Raw genomic sequence first — 24,138 nt, 5'->3', positions numbered from 1 at the left:
CTCTGCTAGTCCATGTGAAGGATTCAAAAAATGCGCCTTGGCAGCACTCTTGCATTAAGGAGACAACCACCCATGCAAAGTACTGCAGCAACCTTCGACCCCAAAGACTTCCGCCGCGCCCTGGGCATGTTCGGCACCGGGGTCACCATCGTCACCACCCGTGCCGAAAACGGTGAGCCTGTGGGAATCACTGCCAACAGCTTCAACTCGGTCTCGCTGGAGCCACCGATGGTGCTGTGGAGCCTGGCCAAGAATGCCCGCAGCCTGCCGGTGTTTCAGAGCGCCGACACCTGGAATGTGCACATCCTCTCGAACGAGCAGGAAGCGCTGTCCAACCGTTTTGCCCGTGCGGGTGAAGACAAGTTCTCGGGCCTGCCACTGGACTCCGAAGAGCACCACGCCCCGCTGCTGCAGGACTGCAGCGCCCGTTTCCAGTGCAAGACAGCCTTTCAGTACGACGGCGGCGATCACATCATCTTTGTGGGTGAAGTGACGGGCTATGACGCCAACCCCCACCCCCCGCTGCTGTATGTGACCGGTGGCTATGCCATGGCTTCGCGCAAAGCGGGCGCCGTGGCCAGCGAGCCTGCAGCCGATACCAATACCGCCTATTCCGAGAACCTGATTGGCTATCTGATGGGCCGTGCGCACTTCCAGTTTCTGAGCGGCCTGCGCAAGCCCATGGCGGCTTACGGCATGACAGATGCTGATTTCTATGTGCTGTCGCTGCTGAGCATTCAGCAGCCCCAGTCGCCTGCCGAGATCGCTTCGCACATGGCCTATACCGGCACAGATATTGGCGCAGTAGCCCTGCAATCGCTCATCAGCAAGGGCTGGGTGGAAGAAAGCCGTGAGCGCGCACAGTCGCTGCAGCTGACAACACAGGGCAACGAAGCCATCTTGCATGTGCTGGCCGCCGCCAAGGCCGTGGAAACCGATCTGATCGAAAGCCTGGGCGAGATGGAGGCTGCCACGCTGCGCAATCTGCTCAAGAAAGCGATTGCCGCCACCGACCCCGGCCTGCCCAAGCTCTGGCAAGCCAAGGCCTGAATATTTCCTTTCCCACCCGAAGGCAGGAGACAGCCTTCGCCTATCCACTCCAACCATAAAGAACAGAGATGAGCACTTTTTCCATTCCCGAAGGCAAGTATGTGGACATCGGCAATGTGGCCGGTCATCCGCAGCGCGTGCACTACCACGAGCAAGGCTCGGGCGACCCAGTGATCTTTCTGCATGGCGCGGGCACTGGCGCCAGCGGCTACAGCAACTTCAAGGGCAACTACCCCGAGTTTGCAGCGGCAGGCTTTCGCTCCATCGTCCCTGACTTGCTCGGCTATGGCCTGTCTTCCAAGACTGAAGAGCCCAAGCAGTACGACATGGACTTCTTCATTGCTGGTGTCAAGGGTCTGGTGGACAAGCTGGGTCTGAAGAACATCACGCTGCTGGGCAACTCTCTGGGCGGCGCCGTGGCACTGGGCTATGCGCTCAAGTACCCTGAAGATGTCAAGAGCCTGATTCTGATGGCCCCCGGCGGCGTGGAAGAATTTGAAGCCTATATGGCCATGCCCGGCATTGCCAATATGTTCAACGTCTACAAATCAGGCAAGACCGGCCCCGAAGCCATGCGCGCCGTGATGAGCATGCAGGTGGTGGATCAGTCGCTGCTGACCGACGAGATCATCAACGAACGCGCGCCCATCGCGCTGACCCAAACCGAAGCTTCGCGCCAGCGTCTGTACATCCCCAATATGACCGAGCAACTGCCCGACCTGAAGTGCAATGTGCTGGGCTTCTGGGGCATGCAGGACGCCTTCAACCCCGTGGGCGGCGCCGACAAGCTGGCCAACGGTATCAAGAACTGCCGCATCGTGCTGGTCAACCAGTGCGGTCACTGGGTACAGGTCGAACACCGCGACATGTTCAACCGTACCTGCATTGACTTCATGAAGAACGGTTGAACTGTCATGAGCGACAAGCAATTCATCGAACAGCAAGGCCAGCGTCTGTATGACGCGCTGCGCGCCGCCAAGACCCTGGCGCCGCTGACCGACAGCCACCCCGACATGACGGTGGAAGATGCCTATCACATCTCTTTGCACATGCTGCGCCTGCGCGAAGCATCGGGCGAGCGCGTGATCGGCAAGAAGATCGGCGTGACCTCCAAGCCTGTGCAGGACATGCTGGGCGTGTTCCAGCCCGACTTCGGCTTTCTGACCGATAGCATGGAGTTTGAAGATGGCGCAGCCGTCTCGCTCAAGGCTTCCGGCCTGATTCAGCCACGCGCCGAAGGCGAAATCGCCTTCATGCTCAAGAAAGACCTGCAAGGCCCGGGCGTGACCCGGGAAGACGTACTGGCTGCCACCGAATGGGTCGCGCCCTGCTTCGAGATCGTCGATTCGCGCATCAACGACTGGAAGATCAAGATTCAGGACACCGTGGCCGACAACGCCTCCTGCGGCGTCTTTGTCATTGGCAAGCAGCACACCGATCCTGCCGCGCTGGATCTGGCCGCCGCTGCCATGCAGATGACCAAGAACGGCGAGCCCGCAGGCTCCGGCCTGGGCAGCGCCGTGCAAGGCCACCCCGCCGAAGCCGTGGCCTGGCTGGCCAACACCCTGGGCGCATTCGGTATCCCCTTCAAGGCGGGTGAAGTGATTCTTTCCGGCTCCCTCGCCCCCCTGGTGCCCGCCGTTGCCGGTGACCGTTTCGACATGGTCATCGAAGGCATGGGCACCTGTTCCATTCAATTCACGGAGTAAGACACCATGACGCAAAAGAAAATCAAGTGCGCACTGATCGGTCCCGGCAATATCGGCACCGACCTGCTCATGAAACTGCAGCGCTCCCCCATTCTGGAGCCTGTGTGGATGGTCGGTATCGACCCCGAATCCGATGGTCTGAAGCGTGCCCGCGAAATGGGCATCAAGACCACGGCCGAAGGTGTGGATGGCCTGCTGCCCTTCGTCAAGGAAGACGGCATCCAGATCGCCTTTGACGCCACCAGTGCCTATGTCCACGCCGAAAACAGCCGCAAGCTCAACGAACTGGGCGTGCTGATGATCGACCTGACACCTGCCGCCATCGGCCCCTACTGCGTGCCCAGCGTGAACCTGGCCGAGAAGGTGGCTGAAAAGGCCATGAACGTGAACATGGTCACCTGCGGCGGCCAGGCCACCATCCCCATGGTGGCAGCGGTTTCCCGCGTGCAGGCCGTGAGCTACGGCGAAATCGTGGCCACTGTCTCCAGCAAGTCCGTAGGCCCCGGCACCCGCAAGAACATCGACGAATTCACCCGCACCACAGCAGGCGCGGTCGAGAAGATTGGCGGCGCGCAAAAGGGCAAGGCCATCATCGTGATCAACCCTGCCGAGCCACCGCTGATCATGCGCGACACCATCCACTGCCTGACCGTGGACACACCGAAGAAAGAAGAGATCGAAGCTTCGGTGCAGGACATGATCAAGGAAGTGCAGAAATACGTGCCCGGCTACAAGCTGGTCAACGGCCCTGTGATTGACGGCAACCGCGTCTCCATCTACATGGAAGTCGAAGGCCTGGGCGACTACCTGCCCAAGTACGCCGGCAATCTGGACATCATGACCGCCGCCGCTGCGCGCACGGCCGAGATGTTTGCCGAAGAAATCCTGGCTGGCCGTTTCGAGCCCGCCGAAGCTGTTGCAGCCTGAGCGCCAAGGAGAATCACATGTCCCTCAAAGGTAAGAAGATCACCGTTCACGACATGACGCTGCGTGACGGCATGCACCCCAAGCGCCACCAGATGACGCTGGAGCAGATGAAGTCCGTGGCCTGCGGCCTGGACGCTGCGGGCATTCCCCTGATTGAAGTCACCCACGGCGACGGCCTGGGCGGCAGCTCGGTCAACTATGGCTTTCCTGCCCATACCGACGAAGAGTACCTGTCCACCGTCATCCCGCTGATGAAGCAAGCCAAGGTCTCCGCCCTGCTGCTGCCCGGCATTGGTACCGTCGATCACCTGAAGATGGCCCACGAGCTGGGCGTGTCCACCATTCGCGTGGCCACCCACTGCACCGAGGCCGATGTCTCCGAGCAGCACATCTCCATGGCCCGCAAGATGGGCATGGACACCGTCGGTTTCCTGATGATGGCCCACATGAACAGCGCTGAAGGCCTGGTCAAGCAAGCCAAGCTGATGGAAAGCTACGGCGCCAACTGCATCTACATCACCGACTCGGCTGGCTACATGCTGCCTGACGACGTGAAGGAACGCCTGTCCGCCGTTCGCCAGGCTCTGAACCCTGACACCGAGCTGGGCTTCCACGGCCATCACAACCTGGCCATGGGCATTGCCAACTCTCTGGCCGCCGTCGAAGTCGGTGCCAACCGCATTGACGCCGCCGCCGCAGGCCTGGGCGCTGGCGCGGGCAACACGCCCATGGAAGTGCTGATTGCCGTGTGCGCACGCATGGGCATCGAGACTGGCGTGGACGTGTTCAAGATTCAGGACGTGGCCGAAGATCTGGTCGTGCCGCTGATGGACTTCCCCATCCGCATCGACCGCGACGCGCTGACCCTGGGCTACGCCGGTGTGTACGGCAGCTTCCTGCTGTTCGCCAAGCGCGCCGAAGCCAAGTACGGCATTCCCGCGCGCGAGCTGCTGCTGGAACTGGGCCGCCGCGGCATGGTGGGCGGCCAGGAAGACATGATTGAAGACACCGCCCTGACCATGGTGCGTAACCGTCAGAAGGTGGCTGTGGCTGCCTAAGTCTTAACAGACTGTCATTTCCACTTTGTATTGGGTTCAGCGGCTGCTTGGGGCGGCCACTGAACCTTTTTTTATTGAAGCTGAAGATCAGTTCAATGCGGAAGTCGAAATTCACAGGGGTCATAAAAAAGCCCGCATACCAAAGGTCTGCAGGCTTCGCATTCACAGCGCCAGACAGGCTATCGATCTATGCCTGTTTCGCTTCGATCTGACCGAACACGATTCCATACCCATGCTGTGCCTTGGTGTTGAGAAAGTACTCTTTGTAGCGAGCAAAGAGTCCATCCAGATGCAGATCTATCTCTTCCTGCGTGTAGTCAAGCGCGTTAATCGTCCGAATCTCCAGCTTCTTTGAGCGCTCAAGGGCCTCGTCCGCATTGTCGACATTGAATACAACGTTGAGAAGGCTGTCGCCACGCTCGTTGAGCAGGGGCGTCAAAAAGCACTCTTGCTCTTTGCCCGGAATTGGCGCACATAGTTCGATGCCAGCATTCCAGCTGATGGCGACTTGAATCCCGAAAGGCTCTCCAGTCCAGTGTGCGTCATGAAAAGTCGCACCCAGCAAATCCTCGTAGTAAGTCTTTGCTTTTTGCAGGTCACGCACTGCCAGGATGATCCGGTTCACGCCATTCACAGCCATGCAAGTCTCCTGATTTTAAAAAGTGTGCTTTTACCAAGCCAGTCACGCTTGAACGAAGCGCGGGAGAAAACAGCAGTCAACCCCAAGGAAAACTGTCGCCGCGCAGCGCATGCGGCAACATGCCAGCCATCCGAAAGAAGGATGACGCAGCCAGTCACAAGCAAAACCCAAGCGTTGCAAGGTGCGCTAACCCTGCACGCGGTCAACACAGGCTAGCGGGAAGCACTGACGGCCCCCGGGAGCATCCGCGTTCAATAGGCCAGGGCCGCTACCGCCTGCCAGGAGGTCTGGGCGCTGGCCAGACGAATTCCCTCTGGCAGCTTGGTCTGAGCGTCTGCATGCGGCCCCGCCACCGCATTCTGGGGCATGTTCATGGCAGGCAGATACAGCGCCAGCGCCGCAGCGAGCAGCATGAGAATTCTGAAGGTGTTCAGCAGGTTGAAATGCTTTTTCATCGTTGTCTCCTTAACAGGCTCTGAGGCTCTTTTGTCAGCAGTATCGCCAGCGCAGAATTTCCAACATCGTCCAATTTGATGAGCAGGTATTTACTTAGGTGACAACCCTTGAATTTCGCTTTCAACAGGACGTGTCTCTTTCAAAAAAAATGAGCACCTCCCGCTTTCTCCAAAAAGAATTGAGATCGCATTCAATTCAGAGCGCTTACATGCCATGCGCTTGCAGCTATCAGTTTTGAAACCGCCCTTCGGAAGCAGGCAAAAAAAGGGGCTCTGCCTGCGCAAAGCCCCTAACCTTGAAGAAATTGAACCAACCCGGGTCAGCCACCACCGCCCGGGCGCTGACGATTACATGTAGAGAATCACCAGATCGTTGATGACGGCCGGACGGTCCTGGCCCACCACGTGGATGTTGATCTCCATCGTCATCTGCACGCCGCTCTTGACCTGCTCCACCGCCTTGATGCGGCAGCGTGCGCGGATCTTGCAACCCGAGGGCACTGGCGTGGGGAAGCGCAGACGGTCAGAGCCGTAATTGACCATGTTGTTGAAGCCGACCACTTCAAAGTCCAGCGGAATCTTGAGCTGGCTGGCCAGCACCTGCACCAGCGCGCCGTGGGCGATGGTGGTGCCAAAGGGGCTGTCGGTCTTGGCTTTTTCTGGATCGGTGTGGATCCAGTAATCGTCGCCCGAGAGCTTGGCAAAGCCATTGATCACGTCCTGCGTCACCGCAAACTCGTTGGACCAGGGGCTGTACTCCTCGGAAACCAGCGACTTCATCGCGTCGATGTCCTTGACGGAGATCTGGCGCTTGGGCGCTGCATCTTCCTGCACCGCAGCGGGAGCAGCCACTTCTTCGCTCTCCGCCTTGATAATGGAAGGATAGCTGCCGTTCTTGTCGGTAAAGCGCAGCAGCGTGACTTCGACAGGGCGCTCATCAAACACCGGGCGCACAGCCATGCCGATCTTCAGCGTTTCGGGATCCACACCCACCATGGTGGTGTTGATACGAACGCCTTCCTTGAGTTCGACCACCGCCAGTGCCTGGGGCATCTCGTCCGTGAACTCGGGCATGGTGGGAATGCGCGCAATGGTGAAGCTATACAGCGTGCCTTCGCCGCTGACTTTGCTCCACTTCAAGGAGCGCGAACCGCAGACGGGGCAATGGGTACGCGGGAAAAAGATCGAATGTCCACGATCGCACTGCTGAATGCGAACTTCGTGAGCCTTCAGACCCTCCCAGTAGGGTGCCGAGATTTCCGTGGGACGGGGAAGAGGTTTGTTCCAGGCCATTTCTTATGCTCCCCGCAGGATCAACGCGCCCTGCTCGCTCATCACACCACCGGTACCGGACACATAGGCCAGATCATTGCGCGCCAGCTGGCGATCGCCTGCACGGCCCTGAATCTGGTGAATCGCCTCGATCACCTGCGACATGCCGCCCGCCGTGCCCGACTGGCCGAAGCTGAGCTGACCACCGTGGGTGTTCATGGGGAAGTTGCCCTTGAAGGTGAAGTCGTTGTTCTTGAGGAACTCCATGCCCTTGCCTTTTTCGCAGAAGCCTGCGTCTTCCAGCGTCAGCATGACGGTGATGGTGTAGCAGTCATAGATCTGTGCCATGTGCATGTCCGAAGGCTTCAGACCAGCCATCTCGAACGCCTTGGCAGATGCCGGGCCAATGGGGGTCTTGAGCATGTCGGCCATGTATGTGGGCGACTTGCTGCTGACATGCTCGCCGCAACCGATGATGCTGACGGGGCGGTTCTTGGTCGTCTTGGCGCGGTCGGCACGTGTGACGATCATGGCGCCACCACCTGCGGCGGGCAACACGATTTCCAGCACGTGCAGAGGGTCTGCCACCATGCGCGAGTTCAGCACGTCATCGACCGTGATGGGCTGACCGTAGAACATGGCATTGGGGTTGTGGCAGGCATTGAAGCGCTGGTCCACGCTGATGCGCGCCAGTGCTGCCGGGTCATAGCCGTAGATGGCCTTGTAGCGCTGGGCAATCATGGCGTAGCCCGTGTTTTGCGCCATATGGCCGTAAGGCAGGTCCATTTCCGCTTCAGGAGCGCCAAAGCGTGTGCTGTGGCCGCCAAAGCGGCTGCTCTTCATGACTTCCTTGAAGTGGTCGTCATATTCGGAATAAGGCGTCATGCGCGAGGGCAGCACGCAGGCCACCGTGTTGCACAGGCCCATTTCAATGGCCGCAGCGGCACGCCAGACCATGGCCACCGAGCTGGCGCCACCCAGGTCCACCACTTCGGCGAAGTTCAGTGGAATGCCCAAGTATTCACCTGCCATGGCCGGCACAAAGCTGCTGGCTTCATGAAAGTGCGGACCGCTGGTAATCAGCCCGTCCAGTTCGGACAGTTCCATGCCCGCGTCTTCGAGTGCCTGCAGCGTCAGATCGGCCACTTGCTCCAGATGGAACATGCGCGGCGCGGTCGCGTACTTCTCAGGCTTGTACTGCGCAGCGCCTACCAGCGCCGCTTTTCCTTGCAAACCCATATGTCTCCCTTTACTAGAAAGTATTGCCTCATTGTGAGAACGAAGAGGGCCGGAACCATCGTCAATGCAGACTAAGAATTCTGCCCCGGAGTAACCCTCGTTTCACCAAGCTGACGTCCATTCGGACGATGTTTCAAAACCTCCCAAACAACAATCTCGGCCCTAGGTTTTTGGCTCACCCACTAGCCGCAAGAAGACTGAACAAGGAGACAACGTGAAAACAGCCGTCGGTATAGGCGCAGCAGCATTGGTGGCATTTGCCTCTGCGCTGGCCTTTGCACCTCGCACACCACCACCTCTTGCACCCACGTCCATCGGCGTGGAGCGCACCCATTTCAATGCCATCACCCAGGTCGGCGACCGTATCCTGACCGTGGGCGCCATGGGCGAGATCCTCTACTCGGACGACAAGGGCGCTCACTGGACCCCTGCAAAGCTGAGCCAGGATCGCCAGGCACTGATCGTCAGCGTTGCCTTTGCACCCGACAAAAAGACCGGCTTTGCCGTAGGCCACGAAGGCTGGATTCTGCGCACCAAGGATGGCGGCAGCACCTGGGAGGAAATGGCTTTCTCCAAGGAAAACGGCGAGCCGCTGATGTCCATCGCACGCCTTCCCTCTGGTGACTGGATCACCGTGGGTGCATTTGGCCGTGCACTGGAATCCAAGGATGGCGGCCAGACCTGGCAGCCCATGACTCTGCCCGCAGAGGTCGAAGACAAGCACATGAACCGCATTGCCAGCTCTGCAGATCAGCAGCACTGGCTGATCGTGGGCGAGCGTGGGCTGGTACTCAAGTCCGACGATGCAGGCGCCACCTGGCAGACCGAGCCCGCGTTCTACAACGGCTCGTTCTACAACGCCATGCCCACCAAGGAAGGCGGCTGGCTGATCTACGGCATGCGCGGCAATGTGTTCCTGCAGCCCGCCCCCGGTGAGGCCTGGGCCAAATCGCAGGTTCCCGCGCCTGTCTCCTTCTTCGGCCATGCCCAGGAAACTGACGGAACCATTGTTCTGGTCGGACAGGGCAGCATGCTGGGCCTGAGCAAGGACGGCGGCAAGAGCTTCAGCCTGGAGCGTGCCAAGGGCCGCGCCACGCTGACAGACATTGTTCTGACCAGCGCCAACAACGGCTGGATCTCCAGCGACGCAGGGCTGCAGCCCTTCCCCCCACAGGCCAAGGCAGCCCCGCAAGCTGCGCAAGGAGCCAAGCAATGACATTGACCGAACCCGTAACCCCTCTGGACCGGTTCATCGCAACCACCGCACGCTGGCTGATCTCCTGGAGCAAGACCATTGTTGTGCTGACCCTGATTGCCACAGCGCTGCTGGGCGTCTCGGCACTGCGCACGCATCTGGACCCCGGCTTCAACAAGCTGATCCCCATGCGCCACGCGTACATGGAAGCCTTCCTCAAGCACTCCAGCACCTTTTCGGGTGCCAACCGCATTCTGGTCAGCGTGGAATGGAAGGGCCAGGGCGACATCTACAACAAGGAATTCCTTGACGCTCTGCGCGGCGTAACCGATGAAGTTTTCTTCACCCCCGGCGTCAACCGCGGTCAGGTGTATTCGCTGTTCACTCCGAACGTGAAATACATCGAAATCACCGAAGACGGCTATGTGGGCGAGGTGCTGATTCCTTCGCGTTTTGAAGCCAATGAACAAGGTCTGGCACAGGTGCGCTCCAACGTGGCCAAGTCCGGCCAGATTGGCTCGCTGGTCAGCAACGATCTGAAGTCCGCCATGGTGCGCGCCGACCTGCTGGAAGTCGATCCCAAGACAGGCGAAAAGCTGGACTACCACAAGGTTGCACAACGCCTCGACGAGATCCGCAGCAAGTTTGAAGGCAAGGATATCTCCATCCACATCATTGGTTTTTCCAAGGTGCTGGGCGATGTGATGGACGGCCTGTCCACAGTGATGACGTTCTTTGCCATCGCCTTTGTCATCACGGCCATCATGCTGCGCATGTACACCAAGTCCACCAACCTCACCGTGGTGGGTCTGGCGGTAGCGCTGCTGCCTGTGATCTGGCTGCTGGGCATTCTGCCGCTGATTGGCTATGGCATTGACCCCATGTCGATTCTCGTGCCCTTCCTGATCTTCTCCATCGGCGTTTCTCACGCGGTGCAGATGACGGGTGCCTGGAAGCACGATGTGCGCGCAGGCCTGAATGCCAAGCTGGCCGCAGAGAACTCGATTCGCAAGCTGGCCATCCCCGGCGCACTGGCACTGCTGACCAACGCCCTGGGCTTTATGGTCATCATGCTGATCGACATTCCCATCGTGCACGAACTGGGCGTGACCGCCTGCATGGGCGTGCTGCTGATGATCATCACCAACAAGATCTTCCTGCCTGCCGTGCTGGCCAATCTGCGTCTGGAAAAGAAGGCTCTGGAAGCACCCTCCTCCACCGCCAACGGCCGCAACCCCATCTGGTGGAAGCTCTCGGCGCTGTCCGAAGGCCGTCCCGCGCTGCTGACACTGGTGGTTTCGCTGGGCCTGCTGGCCGTGGGAACCTACGAGTCGCGCCACCTGCTGACCGGCGACGTGGGCACCGGCGCTCCCGAGCTGCGTGCCGAATCGCGCTACAACCGCGACAACGACAACATCATCAGCAACTACTCCATCGGCATGGATGTGCTGTCGGTGTTTGTTGAAACCTCCAACATCGAAGAAGGTTGCCTGAACTGGCAGGTGATGAACGCGGTCGAGCGCTTTGACGCCCGCATGCGCCGTGTGGATGGCGTGCAGTCCGTCTCCACGGTCTCGGGTCTGGCCAAGATTGCAGCTTCCAGCAACAACGAAGGCAACCCGCGCTGGGCAGCGCTGCAGCGCACCGAAGCATCTTTGCGCTCCGGCGCCAAGGCCCTGTCGCCAGACCTGGGCCTGAACACCGAAGGCTGCAAGGTCATCAACCTGCAGGTCTTCCTGAAGGACCATGAAGGCGCCACCCTGACCCATGTGGTCAACGAAGTGCGCAGCTTCATCGACTCGGACAAGACACCCAACGTCACCTTCAAGCTGGCTGGCGGCAACGCTGGCGTGGCAGCCGCCACCAACGAAGCCGTGGAACACGCTGAAGTGCAGATGCTGGGCTCCATCTTCGGCGCCATCACCATCCTGTGCTGGCTCACCTTCCGCAGCTGGCGCGCCGTGCTGTGCATCGTTGTGCCACTGGCCATCGTCTCCATCCTCTGCAATGCCTTGATGGCCATGCTGGGCATTGGCCTGAAGGTTCCTACGCTGCCCGTGGTGGCACTGGGCGTGGGTGTGGGTGTGGACTACGGCATCTACCTGTTCGAGAGCATGCAGCACGAGCTGCGCGAGCGCGACATCACACTGCGTGAAGCCTTCTACGAAGCCATGCGCCAGCGCGGCAATGCAGCCATCTTCACCGCACTGACCATGTCCATCGGCGTGGGCACCTGGGCGTTCTCCGCGCTCAAGTTCCAGGCGGACATGGGCATCTTGCTGGCCTTCATGTTCCTGGTGAACATGCTCGGCGCCATCTTCCTGCTGCCGGCCATGGCCTACTGGCTCAACGTCGGCGTTGCAGAAGCCAAGTCACGCATCAAGCGTCAGCAAAAGCAGCCCAAGGCTGGTGGCAACAAAACAGCCGCTGCAGCTGGCGGTGGCATGCTCAAGCCTGAACCTCAATCCTCCGTCAACGGGAAGGTGTAATGCAAACTGCTCCAACATCGCTGGAGCAGCTCCTTCTGGAGCATGCTTTGAGCCAGACCCTGATTCGCTACGCCACCGTCTGCGACACACGCAACTGGGACCTGCTTTCAGAAGTGTTTACCCCCGACTGCACCACCGTCTATGGCGGCAGCTACGTCTGCGAAGGTGTGGCCAAGGTTCGCCGCATGATCAGCACCCACCTGGATGGCTGCGGGCCTACGCAGCACCTGCTTGGCAATCTGCAGGTCGATGCAAGCGATCCTGCGCACCCGCGCAGCAAGATCTATGTGCGCGCATCGCACCAGGGGCTGGGCGAGCGCTCTCATCTGCGTTATGACGCCATTGGCTTCTATGAAGATGAGTGGGTGCAGCGTGCAGAAGGCTGGCGCATTCAAAAGCGCAGCATGACCATGCTGCTGGATATGGGAGACAAATCAGTGCTGCAACCTGCGCCCTGATTACTTACTCTTCGCAAAAGCCGCGCACTTCAAAGCTGCGCGGCTTTTTCATTGCATTATCAAAAAGATAGCATTCAACGCATATTCAATACAGGCAAGAGCTGCCATTGGCATAAAAAAGGCCAGCAGATGCTGGCCCGGAGATAAAAGCAGAAATTTCCTTACTGCTCAAACTTCACCTTGAGAAACTGCAGCATCTGCTTGTTGGCCAGGCTGCGCGCCGTCTCATCGCGCCCGGCCATATAGCCCACCTTGACGCAGTCGCCCAGCGCTTTGCCGCTCTGCACACGAATCTTGTAGCGCGTCTGACGATCAGCCTGCGCTCCCGCAGGAATCAGGGGCTGACCATTAAGCACAGGAAAGTCCTTGTCGTTGAACTCTATGGTGCAACCCGCCAGGTAAGGACGATTCGTCATCTCGCGTGGCTTGTCGCTCTCCCAGTCATGCCCTGCCTTCGCGTAAACCACGGTACTAACTTCAGAGCCTGCTTCACGCAAGATTCTCTCCTGCTGTGCGCAGGCCACCAGGTCGTTGGAAGCATCTTCTCCGGCTCTGAAACTGAGCAGCGGCGCACCTGTTGTCTTGCGCGATTGCAGCAGTGAATAGCATGGCCCATAGAAGTCCACATGCAAGGCAAAAGGCTGAATGAACGGTGCCAGTTTGTCGCGAATGCGTGCATCCATGCTCATTCGCGCAGCAATACCGCCCTTGGAAAAGCCCATCACTCCAATGCGCCAGCCATCAATGGCGGGGTGCTTGTTCAATGCCTTGAGCGCCGCATAGGCATCCGCCACGGCATCAAACTCAGAAGTCCCCATGACCTTGAGCGCATACGGCATCTCTTCGCTGATACCGCGTGGTTTGAAGTTATCGACCAGCAGCGCCGCAATGCCGTTGTCCGCCAGCATCTGCGCAGTTTCATTCTCACGCCCGGGAATGGCACCAGCACCACCAGGCAAAACGACCATGGCAGGAACCTGCTTCTTCGCACTGGCGCCCTTGGGCAAGAACAGCTTGCCCATGCCCATCGTGGGTTCGGCCTTGGCGGGCTGACTAAGTAGCACATCCAGGTCATACGGACTGCTGGATTTGAATTTGATCTCACCCTGGGTATCGCTGTGAAGCTCGGTAGGCGGCATCATCGGAATCACCTTGGGCAGAGGCGGCAAGGCATCGAACATGGACTGCGCGCTGGCAGAAGCTGCGCATAACGCAGATGCAGCCAGGGCCAGCACAGACCATTTCTGAGGGATCATGAATTGCATTTGCTTACTCCCATCTCAGACACAAAAGCCCGGGAGGCCCGGGCTTTTGTGAGAGGGCTCGTTGCTGAAAATCAGAACGAGTACTTGGCAGTTACAGACAGCTGGTCGCGGTCTGTCATGGTGCGATAGCGCAATGTATCCATCGAAGGATTGCCTAAGTAGTTGATGTAGGCAACGTTGATGGACAGATTGCTCTTACGCACAAATGTCGCACCGATGCTCAGACGGCTGTCACCCTGACCACCACCGAAAGTCCCCACAGTCGCACGGCCACTGATCTGGCTCTGGTAGCTGATAGGCACGGTCAAATCCCAGCCTTCGAAGATACCTGGATAGCCCAGTGTCAGTGTCGCACCAGCAACCAGAGAGTTACGCGTCTGGTAGTTCATGGCAGCAGTGCTGCCTTGATCCACGCTCATCACTCGAGAACCAGAAACTTCAGCAGCCAAGCTAACGTCATCCGCAAAACCGGTGCGCCCGATATTGAAGATGCCACCCACGTTACCTTGAATCACATCGCCGCGAACCACAGTACCGGTAGTCGATCCCGCCGTTAAATTCACAGACACGGGAGTGCCCTTGCGGTAGCTGGCTTCACCGAATGCCGAGAACTTACCAAAGGTCGTGCTCACAGTGGAGGCCAGCATCTTGATATCGTCAAAATATCGGATGTTGTAACCGCCTCGGCCATCGCTGATAACACTAGGAGAGCGATCGTTGTAGTTCAGGTAATAAACGCCAACTTCCGTTTCATCCGTCACACGATAGCGACCACCGATACCAAACTGGCCGGAACTGCTCGGACGAATATCTCCACGGTACTTGGAGTAGCACGCAGCGCCCACGTTGTATGCGCAGGTAGTGCCTGGGCCCACAGCGTTAGCAGTGCTGGTGTACATACCAACGGCTGGCAAAAGCGTTTCATGGAAGCCAAACTGGTAGTGCGCCAGCAGCGAGAGCTTGGGGCTGACTTCCAGCGACGCTGAGATCTGATCTTCAGGCAGCAGAATTTCCTTGATTTCAGCACCAGGAGAAGCCGACTTTGCCGCATCGCTGGGGCCTTGGGCTCCAGCGATATTGGCGAAGTACATGGACTCGCCCCAGTTCACCACCTGCTTACCAACACGCACCGTGGCACGGGTTTCACCCATGTTGAAGCTGGTGTATGCATACGTATCGAGCAGACGCGAATAGCCACCACCATAGCGCTTGGCTGCAGACGTGAACTCGTTGGGAGTACCGCCCGTGGAAATGTACTTATTAGGGTTGTCATTGGTCTGGTGGTACACATCGTCATAGAAGGTACTTGCATTCAGAACAAAGCCGCTGTCGCCCTTGGAAAATTTGCTTTCCCAGACTGCACCCAGGCGATTTGCCGTGAGCGAACCCTTCTTAAAGTTGTTATTACCATCAGAGGCAATCACGGGAGAGGGGTTCCCCAGGCGAACACCCAGGCCATAGCTCATGTTCAGACGCCAGTCGAATTTGTAGCCATCACCAAATTCGATCGTCTCCCCCGCGTGAACAGCACCCATGCCCAGAGACAGCAGTGCGGCCACTGCAATGGGGGTGAGTTTCTTCATGTTTTTTTTCATAGTCAGTCGCTCGTTGATAAAACTTAGTTGCCAGCGTTACGTGCGGCTTCGGGCGTGTACATGGCTGGGGTCAGGTTGCCCTTGTTCAGAATCGGTCCAACGGGACGTTCCTGGAAAAGGTTGTAGCCCATGTAGCCGCCGGAATTAAGGTCGTGATAGAACGAAGTTCCTGCATGCCAAGCATTGATGTCGTACGAGTAGTAGTAGTTGATCAATGCGTGCTGCCACAACTGACCACGGGCATCGTAGAAGTCCGAAACCACAGCCTGGCCGGTGTCCTCATCCAGGAACATCACACGCTTGCCATACACATGGCGGAAGCCTTCCTTCAAGGTGCCTTCCAGAACCCAGACGCGGCGCAGTTCGTAGCGCATGAAATCGGGATTTGCGTGATTCACTTTCAGCAGATCCGCGTACTTCACGGTTGGCTGGTGAATCTTGAAGTTATTGGCAGGAACATACATTTCCTTCTTGCCAAGCGACTTCCAGTTGTAGCGCTCGGGTGAGCCATTGAAGAAACGATCCGAGTCAATCGTCATCTTGCCGCCGGTACCAGTCATAGGCTGGTCGAAACCATACTCAGGCACCTGACGCACACGACGAGTACCGGGGTCATAGCTCCACGCCAGACGCTTGTCCTTCGCGTAATTCACGGGTTCAACCGAGTTGGTCACCCCGCCTTTCTCACGCTCTGGCAGCAAGCCCTTTGTCTGGCTGTATGCCTGAATGCCTTCCACGGGCTTGCCACGATTTTCCGGGTCGTTCACTCGATCCAGATTCTGGTTCAGCATGCGGCCAAAACTCATGGAGCCATCGGACAGCACGTTGGCCATGTCACGGATGATGGTTTCAGAGGCTGCGCGCGTTGGCAACTGGTTATTCCAGAGCAGCTCCAGACCATTCTTGGGAATAGGGAAGTTGATCGCACCAAAATAGCCCTTGATCGCCAGGCCGTTTTCAATCACTTCCGATTCCAGAGCATTCTTCTTCGCAATTTCGCAGACGTAATCGGGGTAACGGAAATCACGGTGCCCCTGATACACGGGGATTCGGAAAGTCGCAGGGTACTTCTTGAACATGGCCTTCTGACCATCACTCAGCTTGTCTGCATACTTATCCAGATTTTCAGCCGTGATGCTGAAAATTGGCTTTTCATTCGCATAGACATCCACAGGATGCTTGCCGCTATGGGGCGTATGAGCCACGCCAGCGGGCGCGCCTGCCCACTTGCCGGTGAACTCGGGAATCGTGCCTTCCTTGTTGCCCGCCTTGATGGCGCCAACGCATGTCAGCTCTTTGCCCAGCTGCTCCGCCTCGCTTGCCGGTACCTTCGCCCATACCGATGTTGCAAGCATCAAACCCACTGCTACCGCGAGTTGAGTCTTGGCTTCTACAAACTTCATCTCTGTCTCCTAGGTTCTGGAACTTATTTTTTGAAAGTGCTACAAACTGGCATCGCCATCTGTTGCTCTTTTTGCCTCGCCTGTGATGGCAAGCGGATACTCGCTCTGTCGAACTTTTTTCCCATCGTCTGATGAGACTACTGACAGACCCTAGCCAGTTTTCGCACTTCAAATCCCCAATGAAAAACCCGCTGCAGCTTGCGCTGGAGCGGGTTTCACAAGGGTAAACAGGGATGCAGATGCACTGAAATTTTCAGCGCATCTCACTCATCAAAATCACACAACCAGGTGCTCAAATTCCTTGCGAATGGAAGCTTTGAGCATTTTTCCAGCAGGGTTGCGCGGCAGCGGCTGATCGCGCACCAGAATCTTGTTGGGAACCTTGTAGCCAGCCAGTCGCTGCGAGACAAATTCGCGCAGCAATGCCTCGGAAAGCGACGTCTGCGGCTTGCCAACGACTACGGCAACCACCTGCTCTCCCGTCACCTCATGCGGCATCGAGAAGACTGCGGCCTCCTCCAGACCTTCATGCAGCAAAAGACAGGCTTCAACCTCTGCAGCCGCAATTTTTTCACCGCTGCGATTGATCACATCCTTGATGCGATCAACGATGGTGATGAAACCCTCATCGTCCAAAACGCCTATATCTCCGGTACGGAACCAGCCATCGTGCACGGCGTTGTTTGTGGACTCTTCATCGCCCCAATAACGCTCCATCAGCGTCACGCCACGCAGCCAGACTTCACCAGCCTGCCCCTCTGGCAAAGGCTGGCCATCCAGATCGGCAATGCGCACATCAATGATGGGCGAGAGTACGCCTGCACTGCGCGGGTGCGCTTCAAACATGCGCCCTGAGCTGCCTGCACACACACCATTGGACTCCGTCAAACCAAAGCCAATGCCAGACATACGGCCGCTGAACTTGCCCAGTACTTCATCAATCAGGCGTGGGTGCAATGCACCGCCGCCAAAGCCCACCCCAGACAGATTTCCCGAAATCTCGGGGCGCTCAAAGCCTGGAATATTGATGAGCTGCTGCACCATGCTGGGTGCACCATTGAACTGCGTGACCTTCTCTTTCTGAATCAGCTCCACCGCCTTTTCTGGATCCCAGCGATGGACAAAGATCAGACGCCGTCCATGGCGCAAGCTGGTCAGCAGCTGGGCATGCAGTCCGCTGACATGGAACAGCGGAACGGCAGACAGAATGGTGGGCTGCAGCTGGCGCGCCATGATGGCAGCGACGGCATCGGGCGAGGTCATGGCAGCAACTGCGCCGATGTAGTCGATATTGAAAATCGCCTGGCACACAGCACGGTGCGTGGACTCCACGCCCTTGGCACGACTGGTCGCACCCGATGTGAACAGAATCAAGGCCGTGTCGTCGGCCTGCAGAACGGGGGCATCCCATCCGCCATGACCACTTGCAACCAATGAACTCCAGGCAACATCGCCCTCTTCTCCATCGACCACGGTGACCTTGATCCCCGTCGCGCCAATGGTCTGCTTGACTCGCTCAAAGCGGTCTGCGTCGCAAATCAACCAGGTGGGCGTGGTGTCCTCCAGATTGCTCATCAGCTCGCTGGTCAGACCAAAGCTATTGATGGGCACCGGCACGGCACCGATGGAGGCTGCAGCCGCAAATGCCACTGCCCACTCTGGACGGTTACGCATGGCGATGGCAATGCGATCGCCCGCCTTCACGCCTTGCTGCTTTTGCAGTCGGCTTGCCACGGCATCAACTGCTGCAAAGAAGCGATCAAAGGTCCAGCGATCCTCGCCATAGACCATGAACTCCGCTGCGCCATGGGCACGCCCGGCATTGAGCAGCTGAGGCAGGGTCTGGAAGGCATTGCGGTAGCTGGTGAAACTGCGGCCATCGGCCAGCGTGGCCTGCTGCAGCTCAAACGGCGCGCCGGGCGAAGTCAGGCGGGCACGAATGCCCTTGATGGTTTCACCGATAGAAACATTGCTGGGGGTGCTCATCTCAGAAGCCTTTCAACTGGGCAAAACGGGCGCGGTGATAGCCACCATCCCCCAGCAAGCGCTGCAGCACGCGAGCGCGCTTGAAGAACAGACCGATATCGAGTTCATCGGTCACCCCAATGCCACCGTGCAGCTGAATGGCTTCGTTGCACAGCCTCTCGCACAGGTCGGAGGCCTTGGCCTTGGCCAGACTCGCATGCTCTGCCACCCTGGATTCACGGCCCGAATCGATCGCCTCCAGCGCCGCCAGCACGCAGCTCTCCAGCAGCTCCAGCTCAACATACAGGCGCGATGCACGGTGCTGCAGCGCTTGGAAAGAACCAATCACCGTATCGAACTGCACACGCTCCTTCAGATAGGCAACCGTGCGCTCAAACACTTCACGCAGCAGGCCCAGAGCCTCTGCAGCCAGGCAAGCACGGGCGCGATCCAGCACCTCATCCAGCGCCTGAGTTGCAGGCATGGCCACCAGTGCCATCTCAGCCGTCAGTGCGACCTTGTCAAACTGCACGCGCGCCATATTGCGGCTGTCGACCATTGCGACGTGATGCACTGTGACACCTTGAGCGTCCGCAGGCACCAGCCACAAGCCTGGGGCACCTTCGGCAGAAGCCGCCAGCACGATCAGTGCATTGGCACCAACCGCATCAATCACAAAGGACTTCTCGCCGCTCAGGCTCCAGCCCGTGCCCGTCTGGGTCGTGATCGTCGAGAGCTTGGCAGGCAGGTGCTCGCCAGACTTTTCATCGGTAGCCACGGCAATGCGTGCTTCACCAGCGGCCAGCAAGGGCAGCCAGTGAGACTGCTGCGCTTTGGAACCCGCACGAATCAGCAGCTCGGGAGCCATGACCGCCTGACTCAGCAGCGGCTGCGCAGACAGATTGCGGCCAATGGCCTCAAACACGCTGCCCAAACCCAGATAGCCTGCAGCCAGCCCATCATGTTCTTCTGGCAGCACGGCCACGGGCCAGCCCATCTCCACCATCTGCTGCCAGGTCTCATCGTCAAAGCCCTGCTTGACCTTTTCATCCCGCAGACGACGCTGCTGGGCAACCGGCGCTTCCTCAGCCAAAAAGGCGATGGCGCTGTCCTTGAGCAATTCTTGCTCTTGCGACAAAAGCATGGTCATATTCTTGTCTCCAATTGATTTCTATATTTGCAAGCAGCACAGATCGCCACGCCCCCAGGCTCCAACTCAGGGACGCCGAGCAAGAGCCGCCTTGCGGCGAGGGCGTCGTCCCCCTTGCGCGAAGCGACAAAGGGGGAAGGCGCGCGGCGCCTCAGGGGGTTACGGAAGCTCAAGCACCCGCTTGGCAATGATGTTCAGCTGCACCTCGGAGCTACCGCCCGCAATGGTGTAGCTCTTGGACCGCAGCCAGGCGCGGCAGACTTCCAGCTCATCGGCGCTGAAGTCTTCGCCCTCCCAGCCCAGACCACGCATGCCCAGCGCCTGCTCCAGCAGTTCGTACTTGGCCACTTCCTGCTCGGTCTGCACCAGCTTCATGATGCTGGACGGGCCTGAGACATCCTTGCGGGCCAGTGCCTTCTCGGTCACGTAACGGTGAGTCAGCGCAAAGGCCTGTGCATCCATCAGCACACTGGCCAGCTTGTCGCGCAGCACGGGCTTATCAACCTTGCCTTGCTCGTCCACCATGTAAGGCAGTGCGGTCTTGAGTGCATCGTGCGACGGTGCACCGCCTTCGGTGAACTTGGACATGGCGGCGCGCTCATGCTGCAGCAGCTTCTTAGCCAGCGACCAGCCTTCGCCTTCCTTGCCAACCAGCTGGCGCACGGGCACACGCACGTCGTCAAAGAACACCTGGCAGAAGCTGGACTTGCCGCTGATCAGCTCGATCGGCTTGACCGTCACGCCAGGGCTGTTCATGTCGATCAGCAGGAAGCTGATGCCATCCTGCTTCTTGCCTTCGTTGCTGGTGCGCACCAGGGCGTACATCCAGTCGCCCTTGTCGCCGTCCGAAGTCCAGATCTTGCCGCCATTGACGATATAGGCTTCGCCCTGCTCGTCGCTCACACGCCTGGCCGATGTCTTGAGGCTGGCCAGGTCCGAACCGGCATTGGGTTCAGAAAAGCCCTGGCACCAGCGCTGCTCTCCACGCATCATGGGAACCAGATGCTCCAGCTTTTGCTCATGGGTGCCGACTTCCACCAGCACCGGGCCCAGCATCCACACACCCAGGTTGTACTGGGGCTGGCGGCAGCCCAGGCGGGCCATCTCGGTTTCAAGAATACGAGCTTCCTTTGGCGACAGGCCGCCACCGCCGTATTCCTTCGGCCACGACGGCGCAAACCAGCCTCGGTCACGCATGCGCTCAAACCACAGCTTCTGATCCTCATTGAGGAACTGCAGCTTGGAGCTACCCCACACCATCTCTTCGGACACGATGGGTCTGCGCATGCTGGCCGGGCAGTTTTCCTGCAGCCACTGTGCGACTTCTTGTTTGAATGTTTCTAGTTCCGTCATGGCATCCTCAACTCAGGCCAACGAAAAATACTCAATCTTGCCTGCGCCAGGCTGACGCAAAAGCACTCCTGCCTGTTTAAGCAGGTTTAAATGGGCTATGGTTTCCCCTAGGGCCATCAGTCTGTCGACCGGGCCGCGCAGCCGCGGGAACAGCACCACCATCAATTCGGCAGCGCTGGCCTTGCCAACTTCTGCCAGATATTCCCTGACCAGCTCGAACTGCTGCTCATGGTGCTCACGCACCTGATTCAGGCGATCGTGCAGGCCATAGAAGACACCCTGATGCGAAGGCAGTACCAGCGTATCTGCGGGCAGGCTGTGCAGACGTTGCAGCGAATCCAGCCAGAACTTGAGCGGATTACCCTCAGGCTCTACCGGACTGACCATCACGTTCGAGGTGATGCGCGGCAACACCTGGTCGCCCGCCAGCAGAATGCCGTCTGCCTCGTTATAGAGACAGGCATGCTCAGGCGAATGGCCTTCACCAATCACTACGCGCCATTCGCGCTCACCAATCTGTAGCACCTCACCACCGCGAATGCGCTGGTAGTTGCCAGGATGACGAGGCATGAACGGGTCTTTGCGCATGGCTCCGACCATCTTGTCCAGCTCTTCATCCGTCACACCGGCTCGGGCGTAGAAGTCGCGGTGCGACTGCGGCAGCGGATCGGGCGGTGGCCCCATCAGCGAACGCAGCATCATGAACTCGCCAAAGGTCATGATCAGCGGCACATTGAACCGCTCCTGCAGCCACCAAGCCGCGCCAGCGTGGTCGTAGTGGCAGTGCGTGCAGATCACTCGCGTCAGCGGCTGACCCGCAAACTTCTCGGTGAATATCTGCTCCCACAACTCAAAAGTACGCGGGATTCCCAGCCCTGTATCCACCAGCGCCCAGCCGTCGCCATCCTTGAGCAGATAGACGTTGATATGGTCCAGAGCCATGGGCATGGGCATGCGCAGCCACAACAGGCCAGGCGCAATCTCCACATGACTGCCGTCGGCCTTTGGGGGCTCGAACGGGTACTTGAGCACATCAGGGGGCTTGATGCGCTCACGTTCCTTGGCGGCCGCGTTATCCACGCAGGGCCTCCTCAACGCTGGCAGCCGTCACGGGCACATAGGTCTTGAGCTTGTCATTGCGCACAAACAGCGGGTCGCTGGTCTGCGCACTGTCATAGCCATGCTTTTGCAGATCGACCTTGCGCAGCTTGTAATTGCCCGTCATGTCGGGCGTGTCCATCAGGCGCACAAACATGGGCGCTGCATAACGCGGCAGACGGGCCAGAGCCAGTTCCCAGAAAGCCTTGGGGTCAAACTGTGCACCCTCGTTCATCACCAGGGCTGCCATACCGGCGCGGCCACCGTGACCGGGCACATGAACGCCATAGACGGTGATGGCGTCAAGACCCGTGAAATCACCCAGCGCATCGCTGACTTCCATGGTCGAGACGTTCTCGCTCTTCCAGCGGAAGGTGTCGCCAATGCGGTCCACAAACCAGCAGTAGCCATCCTCATCGCAGCGCAGCAAGTCACCCGAAGTCCACCACACATCGCCTTGCTGGAAGACATTGCGCAGCAGTTTCTTCTCGGAAGCCTCGGCGTTGGTATAGCCCTCGAAGCGGCCTGCAACCACATCGGGGTAGTTGATCACCATGCCAATGGCTTCACCCGGTTCGTTCACCGCTGCCAGTTGCAGAAAGCCGTTTTCGTCGCGGATGTAATCGCCTTTTTCCTGGTCGTAGCGCACCAGACGCAGATTGGTCTTCTCCCAGAACGGCACGCGGCCGCAGGAACCAATGCGGTTGTCCAGATTGATGGTATTGGTGTTGGATTCTGTGCCACCCCAGCCTTCATAGATCTGGAACTGCTCGCCAAAGCGCGATGTCCACTGCTGCCAGATTTCGGGCGTCAGGCCTGTACCCGCCATCTTGCGCAGCGTGTGCTGCTTGTCGTTGGCCGCTGCAGCATCGGTCAACAAAAAGCGGCAGATCTCGCCCACGTACTGGCAGAAAGTAATGCCGTGCTGGCGAATATCCTTCCAGAATTCGCTGCGGCTGAACTTGCGGCGCACCACAATGCGGGCGCCTGCGCTCATGGCCGTTGATGTCAGCGACATGGAGGCCGCGCCGTGGTACAGCGGCAGGAAGCAGTAGAAGCAATCGTCCATGGTGATTTCCCACAGAACCTGCATGGAGTCACCGGCCATCAGCCAGCGTGCATGGCTGATGACAGCCGCCTTGGGCAAGCCGGTCGTGCCGGAAGTGAAGATGTACTGAGCCGTATCACCAGCCTTCACACCTTCGCGCCATTCCTTGGGCGTTTCGCTGCCATCTTCCGCCATGGCCAGCGCCTGCAGATTGGCGCCAAACTGGTCCAGCACGCCAGACTCGGCACGGCGCTCCTCGTCAGGCCAGTGCCAGTAGGTCAGGCGGGTATCCAGTCCATCGGTCTCGGCAAAGCGGCCTGCGCACTCTTCACCCACGATGACGGCCTTGGCGCTGGTCACTTCCAGCGCGTGCACCAGCGGCTTGCCGCTGACATGGGTGTTGATGAATGCGGCCACAGCACCCAGCTTGGCAATGCCAAACCAGGCAAAGAAGAAAGCGGGGCGATTTTCGATGGCCATGGCCACCACATCACCCTTTTTCACACCTTGCGCATGCAGCGCACGGGCTACCTGGTTGGCATGCTGGTTGAGCTGCGCGTAGGTGTAGCGCACATCACCTTCCGTCAGGAAGATGCGCTCGCCAAAATCGCGGGCGCAATCTTCCAGACGGTCGGCCGTGGTGTAGGGCGTGGACGCCATATAGCGCGCAGCCACCGGGCCACGCAGATCCAGCTTTTGTTGTGTCTGCTCGCGAGAAACAGTGCCAGTTGCACTCATCACATGTCTCCTCGTTGTTGTTATCTGTGAT

At 58.7% G+C, this 24,138-nt stretch carries 20 protein-coding genes; 8 read left to right on the top strand and 12 right to left on the bottom strand.

Going from position 1 to position 24,138, the window contains the following annotated elements; translation table 11 throughout:
• The first annotated feature begins 72 nt into the window (after positions 1–72).
• From JDW18_RS07280 to tesG, 5 genes are all read left to right on the top strand, one after another.
• Entirely contained in the window at positions 73–1,050 is a 978-nt protein-coding gene (locus tag JDW18_RS07280; RefSeq protein ID WP_218243010.1) for a flavin reductase, read from the top strand.
• 68 nt (positions 1,051–1,118) lie between these two features.
• The gene (locus JDW18_RS07275) at positions 1,119–1,958 is read left to right on the top strand and encodes an alpha/beta fold hydrolase (RefSeq protein ID WP_218243009.1); all 840 of its coding nucleotides are present in this window, start codon (positions 1,119–1,121) and stop codon (positions 1,956–1,958) included.
• A 6-nt stretch (positions 1,959–1,964) separates the two neighbouring features.
• Positions 1,965–2,759: a 2-hydroxyhexa-2,4-dienoate hydratase TesE gene (gene tesE / locus JDW18_RS07270; RefSeq protein WP_218243008.1), complete on the top strand. Its 795-nt coding sequence runs from the start codon at positions 1,965–1,967 to the stop codon at positions 2,757–2,759.
• Positions 2,760–2,765: 6 nt separating this feature from the next.
• A complete protein-coding gene (tesF, locus tag JDW18_RS07265; protein WP_218243007.1) occupies positions 2,766–3,686 on the top strand; it encodes an acetaldehyde dehydrogenase TesF in 921 nt (306 codons plus the stop codon).
• Between the two features lie 17 nt (positions 3,687–3,703).
• Positions 3,704–4,744: a 4-hydroxy-2-oxovalerate aldolase TesG gene (gene tesG, locus JDW18_RS07260; RefSeq protein ID WP_218243006.1), complete on the top strand. Its 1,041-nt coding sequence runs from the start codon at positions 3,704–3,706 to the stop codon at positions 4,742–4,744.
• A gap of 187 nt (positions 4,745–4,931) precedes the next feature.
• Here tesG and JDW18_RS07255 read toward each other — a convergent pair whose 3' ends face one another.
• From JDW18_RS07255 to JDW18_RS07240, 4 genes are all read right to left on the bottom strand, one after another.
• Complete coding sequence (locus JDW18_RS07255; protein WP_218243005.1) at positions 4,932–5,384, bottom strand: VOC family protein; 453 nt, start codon at positions 5,382–5,384, stop codon at positions 4,932–4,934.
• Positions 5,385–5,635: 251 nt separating this feature from the next.
• The gene (locus JDW18_RS07250) at positions 5,636–5,839 is read right to left on the bottom strand and encodes a hypothetical protein (RefSeq protein WP_218243004.1); all 204 of its coding nucleotides are present in this window, start codon (positions 5,837–5,839) and stop codon (positions 5,636–5,638) included.
• 348 nt (positions 5,840–6,187) lie between these two features.
• Complete coding sequence (locus tag JDW18_RS07245; RefSeq protein ID WP_218243003.1) at positions 6,188–7,132, bottom strand: bifunctional OB-fold nucleic acid binding domain-containing protein/MaoC family dehydratase; 945 nt, start codon at positions 7,130–7,132, stop codon at positions 6,188–6,190.
• A gap of 3 nt (positions 7,133–7,135) precedes the next feature.
• The gene (locus JDW18_RS07240; RefSeq protein ID WP_218243002.1) at positions 7,136–8,350 is read right to left on the bottom strand and encodes a thiolase family protein; all 1,215 of its coding nucleotides are present in this window, start codon (positions 8,348–8,350) and stop codon (positions 7,136–7,138) included.
• 214 nt (positions 8,351–8,564) lie between these two features.
• Here JDW18_RS07240 and JDW18_RS07235 point away from each other — a divergent pair, with 214 nt between their 5' ends.
• The 3 genes from JDW18_RS07235 to JDW18_RS07225 are packed head-to-tail and all read left to right on the top strand — an operon-like array spanning position 8,565 to position 12,492.
• Positions 8,565–9,566, top strand: coding sequence for a WD40/YVTN/BNR-like repeat-containing protein (locus JDW18_RS07235; RefSeq protein WP_218243001.1), 1,002 nt, complete (start codon positions 8,565–8,567; stop codon positions 9,564–9,566).
• Entirely contained in the window at positions 9,563–12,034 is a 2,472-nt protein-coding gene (locus JDW18_RS07230) for an efflux RND transporter permease subunit (RefSeq protein ID WP_218243000.1), read from the top strand. The genes JDW18_RS07235 and JDW18_RS07230 overlap by 4 nt, the downstream gene beginning before the upstream one ends.
• Positions 12,034–12,492, top strand: a complete 459-nt coding sequence (locus JDW18_RS07225) for a nuclear transport factor 2 family protein (protein WP_218242999.1) — start codon at positions 12,034–12,036, stop codon at positions 12,490–12,492. Before JDW18_RS07230 ends, JDW18_RS07225 begins: the two co-directional genes overlap by 1 nt.
• Positions 12,493–12,653: 161 nt before the next feature.
• Here the strand turns inward: JDW18_RS07225 and JDW18_RS07220 are convergent, their stop codons facing one another.
• The 8 genes from JDW18_RS07220 to JDW18_RS07185 all read right to left on the bottom strand — a co-directional run bounded on the left by JDW18_RS07220 (position 12,654) and on the right by JDW18_RS07185 (position 24,107).
• Positions 12,654–13,757: a dienelactone hydrolase family protein gene (locus JDW18_RS07220; RefSeq protein WP_246610317.1), complete on the bottom strand. Its 1,104-nt coding sequence runs from the start codon at positions 13,755–13,757 to the stop codon at positions 12,654–12,656.
• Between the two features lie 71 nt (positions 13,758–13,828).
• The gene (locus JDW18_RS07215; RefSeq protein ID WP_246610315.1) at positions 13,829–15,340 is read right to left on the bottom strand and encodes a DUF1302 domain-containing protein; all 1,512 of its coding nucleotides are present in this window, start codon (positions 15,338–15,340) and stop codon (positions 13,829–13,831) included.
• 35 nt (positions 15,341–15,375) lie between these two features.
• Complete coding sequence (locus JDW18_RS07210; protein WP_218242997.1) at positions 15,376–16,755, bottom strand: DUF1329 domain-containing protein; 1,380 nt, start codon at positions 16,753–16,755, stop codon at positions 15,376–15,378.
• 276 nt (positions 16,756–17,031) lie between these two features.
• The gene (locus JDW18_RS07205; protein ID WP_218242996.1) at positions 17,032–18,741 is read right to left on the bottom strand and encodes a class I adenylate-forming enzyme family protein; all 1,710 of its coding nucleotides are present in this window, start codon (positions 18,739–18,741) and stop codon (positions 17,032–17,034) included.
• Position 18,742: 1 nt separating this feature from the next.
• Positions 18,743–19,870, bottom strand: a complete 1,128-nt coding sequence (locus JDW18_RS07200) for an acyl-CoA dehydrogenase family protein (RefSeq protein ID WP_218242995.1) — start codon at positions 19,868–19,870, stop codon at positions 18,743–18,745.
• Between the two features lie 159 nt (positions 19,871–20,029).
• Positions 20,030–21,223, bottom strand: a complete 1,194-nt coding sequence (locus JDW18_RS07195) for an acyl-CoA dehydrogenase family protein (RefSeq protein ID WP_218242994.1) — start codon at positions 21,221–21,223, stop codon at positions 20,030–20,032.
• Positions 21,224–21,235: 12 nt separating this feature from the next.
• The gene (locus tag JDW18_RS07190) at positions 21,236–22,303 is read right to left on the bottom strand and encodes an MBL fold metallo-hydrolase (RefSeq protein WP_218242993.1); all 1,068 of its coding nucleotides are present in this window, start codon (positions 22,301–22,303) and stop codon (positions 21,236–21,238) included.
• On the bottom strand, positions 22,296–24,107 hold the full coding sequence (locus JDW18_RS07185; RefSeq protein WP_218242992.1) for a long-chain-acyl-CoA synthetase: 1,812 nt from the start codon (positions 24,105–24,107) through the stop codon (positions 22,296–22,298). The genes JDW18_RS07190 and JDW18_RS07185 overlap by 8 nt, the downstream gene beginning before the upstream one ends.
• Positions 24,108–24,138: the final 31 nt, after the last annotated feature.

It is taken from the genome of Comamonas fluminis (genome assembly GCF_019186805.1).
Lineage (GTDB): Bacteria > Pseudomonadota > Gammaproteobacteria > Burkholderiales > Burkholderiaceae_C > Comamonas > Comamonas fluminis.
This window is presented reverse-complemented; position numbering and strand designations above follow the sequence as displayed.